Source organism: Chroococcidiopsis sp. TS-821, assembly GCF_002939305.1.
Lineage (GTDB): Bacteria > Cyanobacteriota > Cyanobacteriia > Cyanobacteriales > Chroococcidiopsidaceae > Chroogloeocystis.
Genome location: NZ_MVDI01000006.1, coordinates 67,377 through 81,245 on the forward strand (window position 1 = coordinate 67,377; position 13,869 = coordinate 81,245).

The following is a 13,869-nucleotide window of genomic DNA, read 5'->3' on the forward strand; positions in this document are numbered from 1 at the left end:
TCTTTTCGTAGCTTCTCTCCTCCAAGTTTACTTTTATTTCGTTCAGTCCTTGTAAGGAATTGTGCGTGTAATATACAAATGACTGTTTGCAATAATTTTTAATCTTAGACAAGGAAGCCAAGGAGTTATTTTGGTTTGAAGTAGCTTTTGCGATCGCTTCGCGGTGTTATAGCCTTTTCCTAAATTTCAAAAGTCAGAATAGGCTTCTAATTCTCAGCAATCTAGTTAAGCAAGCTGAAACAAACAATTTGCAACAATTAGCCATATTGTTTTGCAAAACGCTGTCGCTGTCGTTGAGTCATCCAACAGACAATCTCCCCCAAATTAGCAACAGGTACTTGAGAAAATGGTAGGGTTTGCATATAGCCGTCATGAAGAAACTCAGGTGTCATGGTTGTCTCACTCATGCACTGCTGCGCCTGATTTCTCCAAATTAGATCCCACCATTTTTCGTGAGCTTCAAGCGCTTGAGTATATTCTGGGGCGCGAGGGTCTGAGACTTGAGCATGTTGAGCATAGCCAACCCGACAATGAATATGAAGTGCCCGTTGAGCACACAGTTCAAGAACGTCCCACTCTGTATCAATTAGTCGTTCGCAAACAACACACCAGTGGCTAAAGTCACAGGTAAGTTTCATCGAGGGAAACTCAAGTAGCAAATCTCTAGTAATCCAGGGATTGAACAGCGATCGACTCCGATGCGTCTCAAACGAAATCGCAATACCAGCTTCTTTCTCAAGTGCTAGCGCTTTCCCAAAAAACTCGACATTCTGCTGCCACGACCAGCCATCATAGCCGCACATTGTTGAGACAAACATTGCTCCTAGCTGCACGGCGTGTTCAACCGACCAGCGCAAATCATCAAGATGATTTTGAATAGTGAACTCGCGGCGTGGAATCCACCAATCCTTGGTAGCATCACCATCCACTCCTGTTGTCGCTTCAGCAACGTAGACTAAACGATGTTCGTTAAGTTTTTCCCGCAGTTTGCAACGTTGCTCAGACGTTTTGGGAATTGGACCCTCTAAGCCATCAAACCCATCCCTAAGAGTTTGTTGAATCCACTCATCTAGATTAGATGAACCCGACCAGAAAGAGCGAAGCATCAGAAGTTTCATTGTTTGCTTGCTGCCTCAATTTGCCGCGCTAAATACCGTTGGAATAGCCAAATAGGCATTTCCAGATGCCCTAGCGGACCAGGGGAATAAACTGAGGATCGTAATCCTCGTTGCACCGCAGTACAAACCTCTACATCTTCTAGGTGGAATTTTCTTAGTGCTTCAATTTCTTGTTCCAACAGTCGATCAAATCCTGGCAGTTCTTTACTTTTAGATGTGACTAACAATGTAGTGTGTAAAATCATTTCACTTTCACTAGTGGGTAATAGTAAATACCAGTAAACGCGATCGGGACCAATAAATAGTAAGAAGTTTGGAGTGCCAAGATAGACTGCATATTCATAGTAGTCGCGAGGATGCAGGCTGCTAGGAGGTTGAAATACGCTGGTTGATTGACCTGCTTTCACCTGCTCTACAATTGATTTTGCCAAGGGTAAATGACATACAATACTATTTGCTAACTCTGGTTCTGACCAAGTACTAGCGGCAGGCATCATTGGTTCAAAGGTTTTGTGATGAGTACCCAAATGATGATAGGGTTCCATAAAATTTTCAACCAACACCTTCCAGTTGAACTGACAATCCCATCTCACATTTGCAACTATCTCCATTTCTGCCATATTCCACCGTTCCACAAAAGGTAGCAGTTGTGCATAATGTGTATTGACAGGTTCAATATTTGAATCAAACGTGACAAAAATAAACCCTTGCCAAATCTCAGAACGAAACGCAGGTAAACAAAACTTACCTTGCTCAAACTCTTGAGAGTGATGCATTTGTGGAGCACCAATTAAATGCCCATCTAAGCCGTAACTCCAGTGATGATATGGACATAAGAAACTGCGGCGATTACCTTGCACTCGATGCCCAAATTCCTCAGGCATGATATCCATACCGCGATGAGGGCACACTCTTGATAGCACGCGAATGCGATCGTCTTTGCCACGTACAATTGAAATTGGTTCATCGAACAAATTGATATTAATGTAGTCTCCAGGTTGAGAAACTTGTGAAACGTGTCCTACACACAGCCATTGCTTCTTAAAGATGTGCTGAACTTCCCATTGGTAAAAAGCTGATGACGTGTAAGCTTGAGCAGGAAGAGCGATCGCTTGTTCTAGCGGTCTCGCTGCAATATTCACAATCTTCTGCTGAAGTTGGAGTAATTGCGTTTCATCTGAAAACTTCGTAGTTGTTGACATGACAATCTATTTCTTTTTTCTAGCAAAACTGATGATTAAGAAAAATAGGGTTCTTTGTATGTAAGCAAGTATCGAAGTTTAGCAAAACAAACTAATGAATATAGTGCTTTAAAGTTGCTACAAATGAAGAGCAGAGTAGCTTCAAGAAAAGCTATTTGTATTTTGTCTGTAGTAAGTTGGTATTACACTGTGATTGCCTTTAGAAAGGAAATATCCGTCACTGAATTTGCAGGAATCGCTTTTGTCACTAAGTTCGCTTCTGCCCAAACTTCTTGCGCTTGAGAAAAACCTTTGGAAAATAGATTTGGAGTGCTTCCTTGTAATCCAAAATAATTAGCATTTTCTGCATAATCAGCGTATTTACATCCTTGTACCATTTCACTGATTTCTTGTTGCGAAACTCCTAATCCTTTTGCCATTATGCTGTTAGCTTGAGCAGGGTTCGTTCTCCAGAATTCAACTGCATCAAACCAAGCTTTGATTACACCGCTTACTGCATCTGGATTAGTATTTGCGTAATCGCTGTGAACGAGTAATAAATCTAACAAAAGTCCTGGTTGTTCGCGGCTTGTCACTAATATATGTGCGTTGGGCAACTGCTTTGTTGTAGTAGTCAAGTAAGGTTCCCACGTCACCGCAGCTTTAGTACGTCCCGCAGTAAATGCTGCTGCTGCATCACCAGCTGTTGGCACGAACAATGTCTGCACGTCTTCAGGAGATACATTTTCTTGTTTTAATAAGGAAAGTAAAAAGAAATGAGAAGGCGAGCCTTGTTCAACTGCAATAGACTGATTTTGTAAATCTGCAATGCTGGTGATGTCTTTGCTAGCAACAATACCATCTGCCCCATAAGAATCATTGAGCTTTAGGATACAGGTAGCAGGTAGCCCTTGAGAGGCTTCGATCGCAAACCAATCGAGTGTTGTAATAGAAAATTGTACTTGTTGATTTACTAGTGCACTCCGACGAGGAGCCGCATCCTCAATCTTCAGAATTTCTGCCTCTAGTCCGTGTTTTGCAAACAAGTTCTGCTCTTTGGCTATAAAAAAAGGTCCGTAACCAATCCAAGTCAAAATAGCAATCTTAATTGATTGAAGAGAATTGGATACTCCTGATGATGTTCCAGATATGTTTCTACAAGAAGCGATCGCACTTGTGGTTCCAGCAATTGCACTGTATTTAAGGAATTTACGACGCTGCATGAGTTTGGTTGCTCTCTGGTAGTTTGAACTAACTAAACACCTACAAGTAGTTCGTGTCTCAATAACTTCACTTCTTTGATTACTACAAGCAGGAAGTACTGAGCGAAAAGTAAGAAGCTATTTCACACCTTAAAAGCGTTACTCGTACAAAACTGTGTTTTAAATAACAAAAAACGCAGTTTTAGAATATTTTTCTGCGAAATTGTTTACTGATTTTAGTAAATCTATACTTTTAAAGTAAATATTCTACTCAGATATGCGAATATCGTAAATTGAGGATTACGAGTGTATGAGAGAGGATAAGCAAATAGCAGTTCTTAGCTTCTGTATAGAGTGATACCTAGAGAACGCTAATATTAGCGTTACCTCAACTAAAAGCTAAGCTTAACGAAGGATTTGTTGCGAAATTCGTATTATGTCTGACGAAGCTCACTACCAAAAAATTGAAAGTACTCCGTTAAACCTAGATGAACTAGATATTCAAATTGTGCAGCTGCTGCATAAGGACGGGCGAATGCCATTTACAGAAATTGCCAAGAAAGTCGGTGTAGCAGAAGCAACGATCCGCAATCGCGTTCAACGATTGACAAACTCCGGTGCAATCACGATTCAAGCATATTTAAACCCAGATAAGTTAGGCTTTCGCAACATAGCACTGATTGAGCTAAAGTTGGTAGATTTTGAGCAAGCGCAGGCGATCGCATCTGAATTGGTTAATCAAGACTCTGTAAGCTATGTTGCCTTTGTGGCAGGTAGTTACGACCTATTTGTGGAAGTTACCTACGATACAAATGAAGGATTATTCGATTTTATATCAGCCCTAAAAGCAAAATCTGGAGTCAGCAGTTGTGAAACAGCGATCGTCCTTAAACTACTTAAAACTCAATATTCGTTTCAAGCAAAATCTATCATAACCTGAGTTGTCATCTATACTAAGCAAATCATCAATTGTAGTATGCGCAGACTTGCTAAGCTCAATGAGTTTGCGATCGCGATTAGCGCGGTAACTGCAAGATTCATACAAAATTGGGTGGCGTGTAATGGAAGTTCGATGCGCGGCTTCTAGTTGCCGTTCCGCTCCACAAACAAGGTATGGTAGCACAGCGTCGTTGAGGGGCAAGCCTGAAGTAAATAAAAAACGTGAGGATCTGGGCGGTTAGGCGTTTGTTGGTTTGTTCGCTCCCGCTAACTACTCACTACGCTCCAAGCAGATCGGTCAGTCGCTCACTCTTTTAAGGTTGCCTGTTTTTGGTCTCGCATTTTTTAGGCTTGCTAAGTAGATCTGCGCTCCGCTCCAGGGCTGTGCTGCTTAGACGAAATTGGGTGTCGCTCCACTGTCGTGAGGAGGAAAAAGATGAAGAGTGAGAAGGAGAGGTAAAGGTCAGGCGCACAACGGGCAGCGTTCGCCGGATAGTCTCGCAATTGGTAGGTCACGTGGGCGGAAGGCTGGCAACCCCCCTCACCCCCACACGGGGGAAATGGTAGTTTAATATGCCTCTCGGCGCAGCTGGCGATTTGTTCCTAGCGCGGTTAGTTTCCTCGCGCAGCTGGTGGTTTGCGTTCCTTTCAGCATCTGTCGTTTCCTCTTCAGGCTTCCGCGCCGCCTTCTGTTTTGTGCCTCTGATTTACATGACTTGTTGTTTCTTTCCACATTCTTATTATGCCTTGTTTTCACGGCAATGTCAAGCATTTATAGGTTATTTTTCTTCATCTTTTGCTTGGTTTTCGCTGTTTTCAAGGTACGCGATCGCTGCTTTTTGCAACCACTCAGATAACTTCAAGCCCGATGCTGCCACAGCGCGATCAATGCGACTTTCTAGCGATCGCGGGGGGCGAAAGCCCATCATTCGTCCTTTGGGTTCTTCACCTGGAGCAACTACAAAGCTAGTCGCATTTTTCTTTTTAGGGTTCGGTTTCCCAGGACTTCCAGTCTTTCCTTTTACTCCTGCCACAGCGTTTAATTAATGTAAAGATTTGTCATTATGCCTTGAAAACTAGGGATAATGCAGTGTTTTCATGGCATAATAATAGTAACAAATAAACCAGCGTGCAGCAGGGCTTGGGCAGCTGAGAGTCTCGGAACCAGTGGGGCAGCGAGACGAAAACAAAAAACCCAGTGTGTTACTGGGCTGCGTTCAATAAAAAAGGTAATTCCATTATGTCAATAATTGCACCATCTGCCGAATCTACTCTCGCTTTAGCTATTGAGGAGTTTACTCGTAAGGCTGAGGCTTTCTTACAAATTCATTATCAATACGGTAGCAGTAAGGAAGATATCGAAATCATTCTTAAAGCTGTTAAGGATTTGAAACTCGACATAGACATTGAGCAACTAGAACAAGAGTTTGAATTGCACTGCGATCGCAAAGATCTAGAGGCTGATTACTACGATTCAGCTTGGTTCTAGAAGCAAACGGGGGCAGTTGCCCCCAGTACAAACTTTGGAGAATGAGATATGAAGCCAGGAATGAAAGTTATTCAAAAACAGCAAGTAGGCAATCGCTGGGTTTGGTTGTGTGAAGAATCGCTGCTAGGGCAAGGATGCCGCGAGTGGGCAACATATGTATCAATGTCACCTGATGAAACTCGCACCGAATACGGGCATTACTTCGTAAACAAAAGCAATGCAGTTCAAGATTATCAGGCACGGTTAAACAGCATCTAAGCCAAGCGTCCTGAGCAAGACGTTAAAAGGCTCGTCAAGTTTTTTCAAATCACTAAAAATACACAGGGTCGTAACAATGCTATTTACAGATTATCCAAATGCGATCGCGCGCATTCAAAGGCAAATCCTCGACACAGACCAGCACCTAATCGGATTGACAGAGGGCGTAAAGATTTTTGAAGCAGAGATTGATAAGGCGATCGCTTTTGATACATCGCTCAAAAACGAAGCTCAGCGAAAAGCGCGGCGAATTGAGTTGCAACAAACCGACGGCAATTCTTACGCTGCATCACGGTTACTAAGAGAAACAAAGGAAAAGCGCGAAATACTAGCAATTGAGCTTGAATTGCTACGAAATCAATTTGCAATTCTTAAGTTAGAAAAGCGCGAGGCGATCGCTCGTTTAGAGGTTGAACTAGCTTAAACAGTTTTACTTCTGTGCCACTGCTTTTAACCGAGTTAGTGGCAACAACAACATTATGATTGAAATCTCCTTAGAACTTGCATCACAACACTTTTCTAAATATGCGATCGCTGAGTTGCTTCATTACTTGAATAGGTCAAAGTGGGAGCAGAAATACAACAAGCATCAATTAAAAGTTGAGCTTTGGGCTGTTGGCATTTGGGTAAGAGAGGCAGGAATTATTAGCTATCAAGATTTAGCCTGTTTCATTCGCGAAACAACCTTACTTAAGGCGTCAGGGTTACGAGTAGAAAAGCGATTGCCCAACTTATTTTTAGTACAAGGAGTGCAGAAATCAAAGTATGCAGTGGTGCGACAAAACAACCATTTTCGCTGTGAATGTATGCTCTATCAATGCCGAGATAATCGTTTGAGAACCGAGCTACCTCAACTATTCGAGGCATTGAATCGAAAGATATTTTGTCATCACACAGTAGCAGCATACTTATCGTCAAAAAATCAATAACTTTCGTCCCTGTAGGTAGGCGGTTAGACCTTCACTTTAGCTGCTCATCCCCGCCAAGAGACGGCAGCAACTTCCATACATCAAGAGGTAAAAATCAATGTGTGAAGATAAAACACCGCGTATCTATATAGCTTGCCTGGAAGCATACAGCAAGGGTGTACTACACGGAGCGTGGCTCGACTGCAATCAAGGTATAGAAAATATTTGGAAAGGAATTGATGAGGTTTTAAGAACATCGCCAGTCCTAGGCGCAGAGGATTGGGCAATTCACAGTTATGAAAACTGGCAAGGTATTTCGATTGGGGAATACGAATCGATTGAGCGCGTTGCAGAGTTAGCTGAATTATTACAGGTACATGGTAGAGCATTTGCAGCTTACTACAACTATTACGGTAGCGACGCCAGTTTAGCGGGCTTTCAAGAATGCTACGAAGGAAAGTACGAAAGTGAGGAAGACTTTGCTTACAGCATTTGGTACGAGTTGGGCAAGTTAAAGCTGTTAGAAACTTGGGGCATTCTTGATATTTACATTGACTGGGAAGCTGTAGCCCGTGACTTATTCATCGATTCTTACTTTTCGGTTGAAACTGGTTACAAAGAGGTGTACGTGTTCAATCGCTATTAATAATTGAAACTCCGACCTGAGTATGTTGTTAAACTGCTCAAATCCAAGGTTGCCGCCCATCCCCGCCAAGAGACAGCGGCAGCCTCCCCTTACATCAAGAGGTAACTTTAATGTACAACATTGCTCAAGAAATCGAACGCGAGATTGCCGAGTTAGAACAGGAACGAGAACGGCTGATTCGTTATTGGTTTGAAATGGGCGAACTCGATTGCTTGCACACTTTACCACCACTTCACCCAGATAACTATTGGTATATGAGCGGGTACTGGGATATGGAGTATCAGCTAGAAATTGGCTTGAAGCCAGAGCCTATGAGTTTTGAACACTTCTAGAACTAACAATGGGGAAGTATAAAACTGCTTCCCCAACTACAACCAATTCTGCATTAGGAATACGTCAATGTTTAAACGCGCAACCAAATCACAAATCAAACTTCGCTTAGCCCTCGTTGGGATTAGTGGTGGTGGAAAAACTTACTCTGCTTTATCAATTGCTTCCCATTTAGGTAAGAGTATTGCAGTAATTGATACCGAACACGGCAGCGCTAGTAAGTATGCAGACTTATTTCAATTCGATACTTGCGAACTATCTAGCTTTCATCCTCAAAACTATATCGATGCAATCAACGCGGCGAGTGGTAACTATGACGTGCTGATCGTTGATAGCCTCAGTCATGCATGGATTGGTAAAGATGGTGCATTAGAACAAGTAGACCGCATTGCTAAGCGATCGCCCTCTAGTAACACTTTTGCAGCATGGCGCGATGTTACTCCACTACACAATCAATTAGTAGAAGCAATGCTACTGTGCCAGAGTCATTTGATTGTCACGATGCGGAGTAAGACTGAGTATGTTATGGAGGAGTACGAAGATAAAGGTAGGAAGAAGACTAGACCTGCTAAAGTTGGACTCGCACCAATTCAACGCGACGGGCTTGAATACGAATTTGATGTCGTGGGCGATATGGACAAAGATAATAACTTAATTGTTACTAAGTCTCGATGTCCTGATTTAGTTGGTAGAGTCATTAACAAGCCAGGTAAAGATCTGGCATACTGCCTACGTGCTTGGATGGGCGAACCGTGGTTGGTGTGGAAATCTGAAGCAGATGCGATCGCCTGGGCAGCTGCTCAATTACCAGAAATGCCGATTGAAGAACTACGACAAGAATTTGATAATTTACCTGCTAGCAACGGTAAGAAAGCGCCTGTGTGGGTAGAGCGCGTAGCAGTGCTTAAAGAACCTTTTTAGGTTTTGTTGATGCAAGTGGTAGTTTCTAGAAGCTACCACTTATCATCAGATACCAATTCACTAAAGGTTAGCTTGCAAGTCCCTATCCTGCAACGATTGCCCTTTAGTAGAAAGTCGGTACGAAACAGCATTTAATATTTCGCTTAGTTCGTCACGATTCATCCAGTCAATTTGTTTAACCATCCATTGTAAAAAGTTGTTTTCAACTACGACGCTTAACCCTGATTGACTGCCAAGTAACCGTTGAGCTAATTCAACCTTCTCTTCAGAGGACAAGCTTTCGACTACAGGCAGTACTTTTTCTAAAGTATGTCTCGCATTCATTTTTATATTGAAGCTACGATTTACTTTACTGAGAGAATGAATTCGATAATCATAATACTCTCTTAAACATCTATTAACCGTATATTTACGAGTTTGCCCTACGCAGAAGACTCCTGTTCTGAATAACTTCCGTATTTTCTCGCATGAATTCAGATTAAGTATGCTTCTTTGTATTATGTAAAAAGCCCTAATACTCTTCTGTTTAGGACTTGCACTAAAGTTTTCTAAACAGCAATCCGCTCTGTTGAATGGCGAGACTGCTCGTTTAACGAGTTAGTTTTAGGAGAAACCCGTCTAGCGATCGCTGCTAGTAAGCTGCTTAGTTGCGCGTCGTCCATTGATTGCACGAACAAATCAATGTCGCTCTGCACAGATTCTTTGCCTGCTAGCAAAAGATAAAAAAAAGATTTTGAGCCTGGTTCTAATTGCTCCATAGCGCTAAGGATCTCTTCCAAGGTGTTATGCGCCATTGCTACGCCTTTACCATTTCTAAATCGCGATATGTGAGCTTCGCTAACTCCAGCAAGCTGCGACAGAGCTTTCGCGCTGATGGTGTACTTCCTCAATGTCTTGTCAAAGGCTTCGTGAATTAACATTAAGTTTATTTACAACTTTATTTACTGTAGGCTAATCAGTTTACTATGAGTAAATTAAGTTAGCTATTCCACCAATCTACACATACTTCACCAACTACATGAGGAAATTTACATGAAAGATCAGAGCAGCAGAAGGAGATTTCTATACTTAATATCTACTGTAGCAAAGTTAGTTGCATATCAATTAAAAATTTAGAGTTAAGTGCTTCTACTTGTTGAAGCAATGATAACTCACGTTTGTCGGATAGGGTATAGAGAACGAACGCTATCTCGCTACAGTAGCTCTTTTTTCCAGACAAAAAATTAACCCCAATCAACTGAAACTTGTTTGGGGCGTTTCAAACTAAAACTTGTACATACTAAAACTTGTACATATTATGACACAGATTGAGCCGAAGTTCTCAAGAAAGTTTGGCACGCTGCCAAGCGACTGTAGAACAAGACATTGGGAAAACATTACAACCATCTACTCTAAGTCATTAATTGCTGCATCTTTTGAGGAGGTGCAGAACGATGGCTAAGCCGCTTCGTAAAACCCAGCAGTTCTTCATGCTTACACCTAATGTCAGAGACAAGCTACTTGATGCCAATTTAACAGCTGCTGAATGGCGAGTTTGGTGTTATTTGGTCAGCCTCGATCCTTTTGGCGATCGCGGAGCTAAATTTTCTCCAGCTGAATTAATGCTTAGATGCGGAATCAAAAAATCAACTTACTTTGCCACTAAAGCCAAGTTCCAAAAACTTGGGTTGTTCGACTTCAAGGATGGAACCACTAAAGTTTACAACTTGCAAAGCCATCCTGTTGATACTGAAGAGTCTGACCATTCTCAACAACAGCAAGTTATTGAGTCCAAGATTTTGGAGTCCGAGTCCAAGATTTTGGAGTCCGAGTCCAAGATTTTGGAGTCCGAGTCCAAGATTTTGGAGTCCGAGTCCAAGATTTTGGAGTCCGAGTCCAAGATTTTGGAAAATCAACGTCCAAAAGCTGCTTTTAGTAAGGATTCCAGCACTCCTCAGACTAATCAGACTTATACAGACTTTATACAGACTCTCTCAGAAGAGGAACGAGAGAATTTTGAAAAATTTGTGCGAGACGAATGGCGACGGCGTAAAGGAGAAGAAATAATCAGCTTGGAGCGTTTCTTGGCAAAAGAAGAAGATTTTAAAAATTGGCGCCAGCGATTTTTAGATGCCCCTGCGGGTCGTAGCGCGAAAAAGAGGGCGATTGCCACGAGCTATAACTGGCGAAACGATGCTCGATTTGATACGTGGATTTGGGAAGCATTCAATCGCGGTTTTGAGTGGCTTCAAGAGGATGAAGGCGAACGCGAGCAGCGCAGAGCTTTTTACGATTGGGCTTTTGCAGTCAATGCTTTTGACGGGGTGTGCTTATGAACTTACCTCAATTGCCCCGCGAACCAATTCGACCTGAAGCTGAGGCAGAACGAGAACTTTGGCAACCGCGCTGGCGATGCTTTTGTTGCCACGATACTGGAATAGTGCGGCAGTGGCTCGTCGAGCAAGTTATTCCAGGGTACGACCACCAGCGCGACAAATCCGTAGTGTGTCAAAATCCGCATTGTCAAGCTGGGGAAATTTATAGATACGACCCAAACTACGACCAGCGCTTCAGTGCAGGAATTTGCATGGTGCTTGACAGTAAAAACCGCGATTCTTGGCGACGCACAACTGAGAAGCGATTTGAGCGAATTCAAGCCTCTATTAAAGACACTGCTAAAAACATGAGTTTGAGAAAGCGCGACCGCACGTCAGTTGAAGAAATAGAAGCACAGCGACGGCACGAAGAGGTATGTAACGCAGTACCCGTAGCTAAAGCGATCGCTACGGTATTAGACAACGAGTACGTCAAGGAAGGCTCATTATGAACGCGCAACTTTGTCAGGAAGTGACGGGTGAGTTTCGACGAGTAGACAGTCATCTTGACTCGCGTCAAGAGTCTACAAGGCACGAGCATCAGTTTACTCCAATTTGGCGAGCAAACGGTACTCTTGTTGATTGGTGTTACTGCGGGCAAGAACGCGAATGTAATGTCAGCGTTTTGGAAAAATCCTTGCAAAATTGTATCAGTGCTAAAAACGATTATTTACAGCAACGAGACAAGAGTAAGTCCGCAGCCCGAAAGCAAAAGTTTGCACAAGCAGCAGCAGATAAAGATAAACAAATTGCTTGGTTAGAAGAACAAATCAACAAGCGATCGCCTAGTAGTAGATTTTCTACTTCATACTTAGCACTTGACGAAATTCGCCGCGACGGTGGAACGCAACCGAGAGCAGCTATCGACCTCAAGCACGTTAAGTTGCTGGAAGAGCAGATTGAGGACGGCAAGGAGTTAGAACCAGTTGTTGTCTTCTATGACGGGGAATCTTACTGGCTGGCTGATGGATTTCACCGCTATGCAGCACACAAGAATCAAAATATAGAAGCGATCGCCTGTTTTATTCATCAAGGAACGCGCCGCGAAGCTGTCTTATATTCTGTCGGGGCAAATGCCGACCACAAGCCAGCACTGCCGCGCAGTCGGGAGGACAAGCGACGGGCGGTGATGACTTTATTGCAAGATCCTGAGTGGGGAAAGTGGAGTAACTATAAGATCGCTGAAGTAGCAAGAGTTAATGAAAAGACTGTGCGGAATATCCGTGCTTCTCTCACTACGGATTTCCGTAGTGACAACTCGATGCGGACTTATGAAACTAAGCACGGCACCACAGCCAAAATGAATATCGCGAATATTGGTAAGCCCAGTCAAGAGTTACCTAACCTAGAAACTGCGAGTGTAGAACTCGATACGAAAGAGCAAGAGCTAATTACAACTGGTCTCCTAAAACCTGCTATCACTAAACACCTACAGCTAGCTGAAGGTGGGTTGGTGGAGATGTCCGTGCCTAATGATAATAAAATTAATGGTCGCTGGGGACGTATTGCTGCTGTTACACCGTACACTGTCGAGGTATGGCTGCGCGATGTAGATACGATGATGATGCAGAAGTACACCTTGACATATCAGCAACTCATTTCCTTACCTTTAGAAAAGGAGCCACAATTAAAGAAAATATGTAATCGCATTTCATATCTGCGGCAGTGTAACCTAGACCCATTTGAGGTAGAAATACTCAACCTGCTAGAGCGCCCTGTAGTGCTAACACCAACCGAGTTGGAATACCTTGCCCATATCGAAAAGCGTCATGGAATCGCGCCGGATGAATAACGTGACTTCAACTCTTTACGAACAGGATTATTATCTGTGGTTAGAAAAAACCAGCAGTTTGCTGCGAGAAGGCAGACTGTCTGAGTTGGATATTCCCAATTTAATTGAAGAAATTGAGGACATGGGCAGGAGTGAAAGAAAGGCAGTTAGAAGCAATCTGATTGTTATCCTCATGCACTTGCTTAAGTATAAATATCAACCGGAGAAGCGAAGCAATAGCTGGTTATTAACTATATTTGAACACCGCCGTCGCTTGAGAGATGATTTTGCAGATAGTCCTAGTCTCAAGCAGTATTTCAATGAAGTGTTTGAGCAATGCTATCAGGATGCGCGCATCTCAGCCGCAATTGAAACTGGTTTACCTACTGAGACTTTCCCAGAACAATCTCCGTTTACTTCTGAAGAAGTTCTAAATGTGGATTACTTACCAGAGTAAAGCAGCAATTAAATGTGATTGGGCAAAGCCTATGCTGCGCACCGGATCAAACTCTATTTTTAGTAAAATTTTGAGCAACTTGAGAAAAATGTATTAATACGTTATCTAAGTTGTTCTAGTCAATTCTCGAACAAAGAAATAATAAAGCATAGGTTTTATAAAAATTGAATGAATAAATAATCAGAAATTTATAGTAACTATGAAGTGATTAGAGGTAAATATTGATAGTTGACGTTACCATTCATATAATTAAGTTGTCGTTGCTTCTTAACTCTACAACCGAGCCTCTAAAACT

The 13,869-nt window shown here is 42.5% G+C and carries 18 protein-coding genes; 12 read left to right on the plus strand and 6 right to left on the minus strand.

What is annotated here, in order from left to right; translation table 11 throughout:
* Window positions 1-257: 257 nt before the first annotated feature.
* The 3 genes from B1A85_RS15760 to B1A85_RS15770 all read right to left on the minus strand — a co-directional run bounded on the left by B1A85_RS15760 (window position 258) and on the right by B1A85_RS15770 (window position 3,522).
* Window positions 258-1,106, minus strand: coding sequence for a sugar phosphate isomerase/epimerase (locus B1A85_RS15760; protein WP_210404506.1), 849 nt, complete (start codon window positions 1,104-1,106; stop codon window positions 258-260).
* Between the two features lie 8 nt (window positions 1,107-1,114).
* Complete coding sequence (locus B1A85_RS15765; protein ID WP_104547838.1) at window positions 1,115-2,320, minus strand: aromatic ring-hydroxylating dioxygenase subunit alpha; 1,206 nt, start codon at window positions 2,318-2,320, stop codon at window positions 1,115-1,117.
* A 182-nt stretch (window positions 2,321-2,502) separates the two neighbouring features.
* Window positions 2,503-3,522, minus strand: a complete 1,020-nt coding sequence (locus B1A85_RS15770) for an ABC transporter substrate-binding protein (protein ID WP_104547839.1) — start codon at window positions 3,520-3,522, stop codon at window positions 2,503-2,505.
* Window positions 3,523-3,937: 415 nt separating this feature from the next.
* Between B1A85_RS15770 and B1A85_RS15775 the strand changes: the two genes are divergently transcribed.
* Window positions 3,938-4,441, plus strand: coding sequence for an Lrp/AsnC family transcriptional regulator (locus tag B1A85_RS15775; RefSeq protein WP_104547840.1), 504 nt, complete (start codon window positions 3,938-3,940; stop codon window positions 4,439-4,441).
* A 778-nt stretch (window positions 4,442-5,219) separates the two neighbouring features.
* Here the strand turns inward: B1A85_RS15775 and B1A85_RS15780 are convergent.
* Complete coding sequence (locus tag B1A85_RS15780; RefSeq protein WP_104547841.1) at window positions 5,220-5,474, minus strand: hypothetical protein; 255 nt, start codon at window positions 5,472-5,474, stop codon at window positions 5,220-5,222.
* A gap of 206 nt (window positions 5,475-5,680) precedes the next feature.
* Here B1A85_RS15780 and B1A85_RS15785 point away from each other — a divergent pair, with 206 nt between their 5' ends.
* The 7 genes from B1A85_RS15785 (at window position 5,681) to B1A85_RS15815 (ending at window position 8,992) form a co-directional block, all read left to right on the plus strand.
* Window positions 5,681-5,929: a Pb-reticulocyte-binding protein gene (locus B1A85_RS15785; protein ID WP_146087188.1), complete on the plus strand. Its 249-nt coding sequence runs from the start codon at window positions 5,681-5,683 to the stop codon at window positions 5,927-5,929.
* A gap of 48 nt (window positions 5,930-5,977) precedes the next feature.
* A complete protein-coding gene (locus tag B1A85_RS15790; RefSeq protein WP_104547843.1) occupies window positions 5,978-6,187 on the plus strand; it encodes a hypothetical protein in 210 nt (69 codons plus the stop codon).
* A gap of 76 nt (window positions 6,188-6,263) precedes the next feature.
* Window positions 6,264-6,611: a hypothetical protein gene (locus B1A85_RS15795; RefSeq protein WP_104547844.1), complete on the plus strand. Its 348-nt coding sequence runs from the start codon at window positions 6,264-6,266 to the stop codon at window positions 6,609-6,611.
* A 55-nt stretch (window positions 6,612-6,666) separates the two neighbouring features.
* Window positions 6,667-7,116 carry a hypothetical protein gene (locus tag B1A85_RS15800; protein WP_104547845.1) on the plus strand — a complete coding sequence of 150 codons (450 nt, stop codon included), beginning with the start codon at window positions 6,667-6,669 and terminating at the stop codon, window positions 7,114-7,116.
* A 97-nt stretch (window positions 7,117-7,213) separates the two neighbouring features.
* Complete coding sequence (locus B1A85_RS15805; protein ID WP_104547846.1) at window positions 7,214-7,741, plus strand: antirestriction protein ArdA; 528 nt, start codon at window positions 7,214-7,216, stop codon at window positions 7,739-7,741.
* A gap of 110 nt (window positions 7,742-7,851) precedes the next feature.
* Entirely contained in the window at window positions 7,852-8,073 is a 222-nt protein-coding gene (locus tag B1A85_RS15810) for a hypothetical protein (protein ID WP_104547847.1), read from the plus strand.
* Window positions 8,074-8,140: 67 nt separating this feature from the next.
* Window positions 8,141-8,992: an ATP-binding protein gene (locus tag B1A85_RS15815; protein WP_104547848.1), complete on the plus strand. Its 852-nt coding sequence runs from the start codon at window positions 8,141-8,143 to the stop codon at window positions 8,990-8,992.
* Window positions 8,993-9,052: 60 nt separating this feature from the next.
* On the opposite strand, the gene B1A85_RS15820 is transcribed toward B1A85_RS15815, so the two are convergent.
* Together B1A85_RS15820 and B1A85_RS15825 are read right to left on the minus strand one after the other, a co-directional pair.
* Window positions 9,053-9,316, minus strand: coding sequence for a hypothetical protein (locus B1A85_RS15820; protein ID WP_104547849.1), 264 nt, complete (start codon window positions 9,314-9,316; stop codon window positions 9,053-9,055).
* Window positions 9,317-9,540: 224 nt separating this feature from the next.
* Window positions 9,541-9,912 (minus strand): helix-turn-helix transcriptional regulator, encoded by a 372-nt coding sequence (locus B1A85_RS15825; RefSeq protein WP_104547850.1) that lies wholly within the window; start codon window positions 9,910-9,912, stop codon window positions 9,541-9,543.
* Between the two features lie 513 nt (window positions 9,913-10,425).
* Between B1A85_RS15825 and B1A85_RS15830 the strand changes: the two genes are divergently transcribed.
* Genes B1A85_RS15830 through B1A85_RS15845 form a run of 4 tightly spaced genes read left to right on the plus strand, consistent with a single transcriptional unit; the run spans window position 10,426 to window position 13,574 of the window.
* Window positions 10,426-11,307 carry a hypothetical protein gene (locus B1A85_RS15830; RefSeq protein WP_104547851.1) on the plus strand — a complete coding sequence of 294 codons (882 nt, stop codon included), beginning with the start codon at window positions 10,426-10,428 and terminating at the stop codon, window positions 11,305-11,307.
* Entirely contained in the window at window positions 11,304-11,798 is a 495-nt protein-coding gene (locus B1A85_RS15835; RefSeq protein WP_104547852.1) for a hypothetical protein, read from the plus strand. Before B1A85_RS15830 ends, B1A85_RS15835 begins: the two co-directional genes overlap by 4 nt.
* Complete coding sequence (locus B1A85_RS15840; RefSeq protein ID WP_104547853.1) at window positions 11,795-13,138, plus strand: ParB N-terminal domain-containing protein; 1,344 nt, start codon at window positions 11,795-11,797, stop codon at window positions 13,136-13,138. The genes B1A85_RS15835 and B1A85_RS15840 overlap by 4 nt, the downstream gene beginning before the upstream one ends.
* Window positions 13,116-13,574 carry a DUF29 domain-containing protein gene (locus B1A85_RS15845; protein ID WP_104547854.1) on the plus strand — a complete coding sequence of 153 codons (459 nt, stop codon included), beginning with the start codon at window positions 13,116-13,118 and terminating at the stop codon, window positions 13,572-13,574. Before B1A85_RS15840 ends, B1A85_RS15845 begins: the two co-directional genes overlap by 23 nt.
* Window positions 13,575-13,869: the final 295 nt, after the last annotated feature.

Coding starts and splice junctions, on each gene's coding strand:
- B1A85_RS15785 (WP_146087188.1), top strand. CDS start 5,681: ATGTCAATAATTGCACCATCTGCCGAATCTACTCTCGCTTTAGCTATT.
- B1A85_RS15845 (WP_104547854.1), top strand. CDS start 13,116: ATGGAATCGCGCCGGATGAATAACGTGACTTCAACTCTTTACGAACAG.
- B1A85_RS15770 (WP_104547839.1), bottom strand. CDS start 3,522: ATGCAGCGTCGTAAATTCCTTAAATACAGTGCAATTGCTGGAACCACA.
- B1A85_RS15820 (WP_104547849.1), bottom strand. CDS start 9,316: ATGAATGCGAGACATACTTTAGAAAAAGTACTGCCTGTAGTCGAAAGC.
- B1A85_RS15775 (WP_104547840.1), top strand. CDS start 3,938: ATGTCTGACGAAGCTCACTACCAAAAAATTGAAAGTACTCCGTTAAAC.
- B1A85_RS15790 (WP_104547843.1), top strand. CDS start 5,978: ATGAAGCCAGGAATGAAAGTTATTCAAAAACAGCAAGTAGGCAATCGC.
- B1A85_RS15840 (WP_104547853.1), top strand. CDS start 11,795: ATGAACGCGCAACTTTGTCAGGAAGTGACGGGTGAGTTTCGACGAGTA.
- B1A85_RS15805 (WP_104547846.1), top strand. CDS start 7,214: ATGTGTGAAGATAAAACACCGCGTATCTATATAGCTTGCCTGGAAGCA.
- B1A85_RS15830 (WP_104547851.1), top strand. CDS start 10,426: ATGGCTAAGCCGCTTCGTAAAACCCAGCAGTTCTTCATGCTTACACCT.
- B1A85_RS15810 (WP_104547847.1), top strand. CDS start 7,852: ATGTACAACATTGCTCAAGAAATCGAACGCGAGATTGCCGAGTTAGAA.
- B1A85_RS15800 (WP_104547845.1), top strand. CDS start 6,667: ATGATTGAAATCTCCTTAGAACTTGCATCACAACACTTTTCTAAATAT.
- B1A85_RS15765 (WP_104547838.1), bottom strand. CDS start 2,320: ATGTCAACAACTACGAAGTTTTCAGATGAAACGCAATTACTCCAACTT.
- B1A85_RS15815 (WP_104547848.1), top strand. CDS start 8,141: ATGTTTAAACGCGCAACCAAATCACAAATCAAACTTCGCTTAGCCCTC.
- B1A85_RS15760 (WP_210404506.1), bottom strand. CDS start 1,106: ATGCTTCGCTCTTTCTGGTCGGGTTCATCTAATCTAGATGAGTGGATT.
- B1A85_RS15795 (WP_104547844.1), top strand. CDS start 6,264: ATGCTATTTACAGATTATCCAAATGCGATCGCGCGCATTCAAAGGCAA.
- B1A85_RS15825 (WP_104547850.1), bottom strand. CDS start 9,912: ATGTTAATTCACGAAGCCTTTGACAAGACATTGAGGAAGTACACCATC.
- B1A85_RS15835 (WP_104547852.1), top strand. CDS start 11,304: ATGAACTTACCTCAATTGCCCCGCGAACCAATTCGACCTGAAGCTGAG.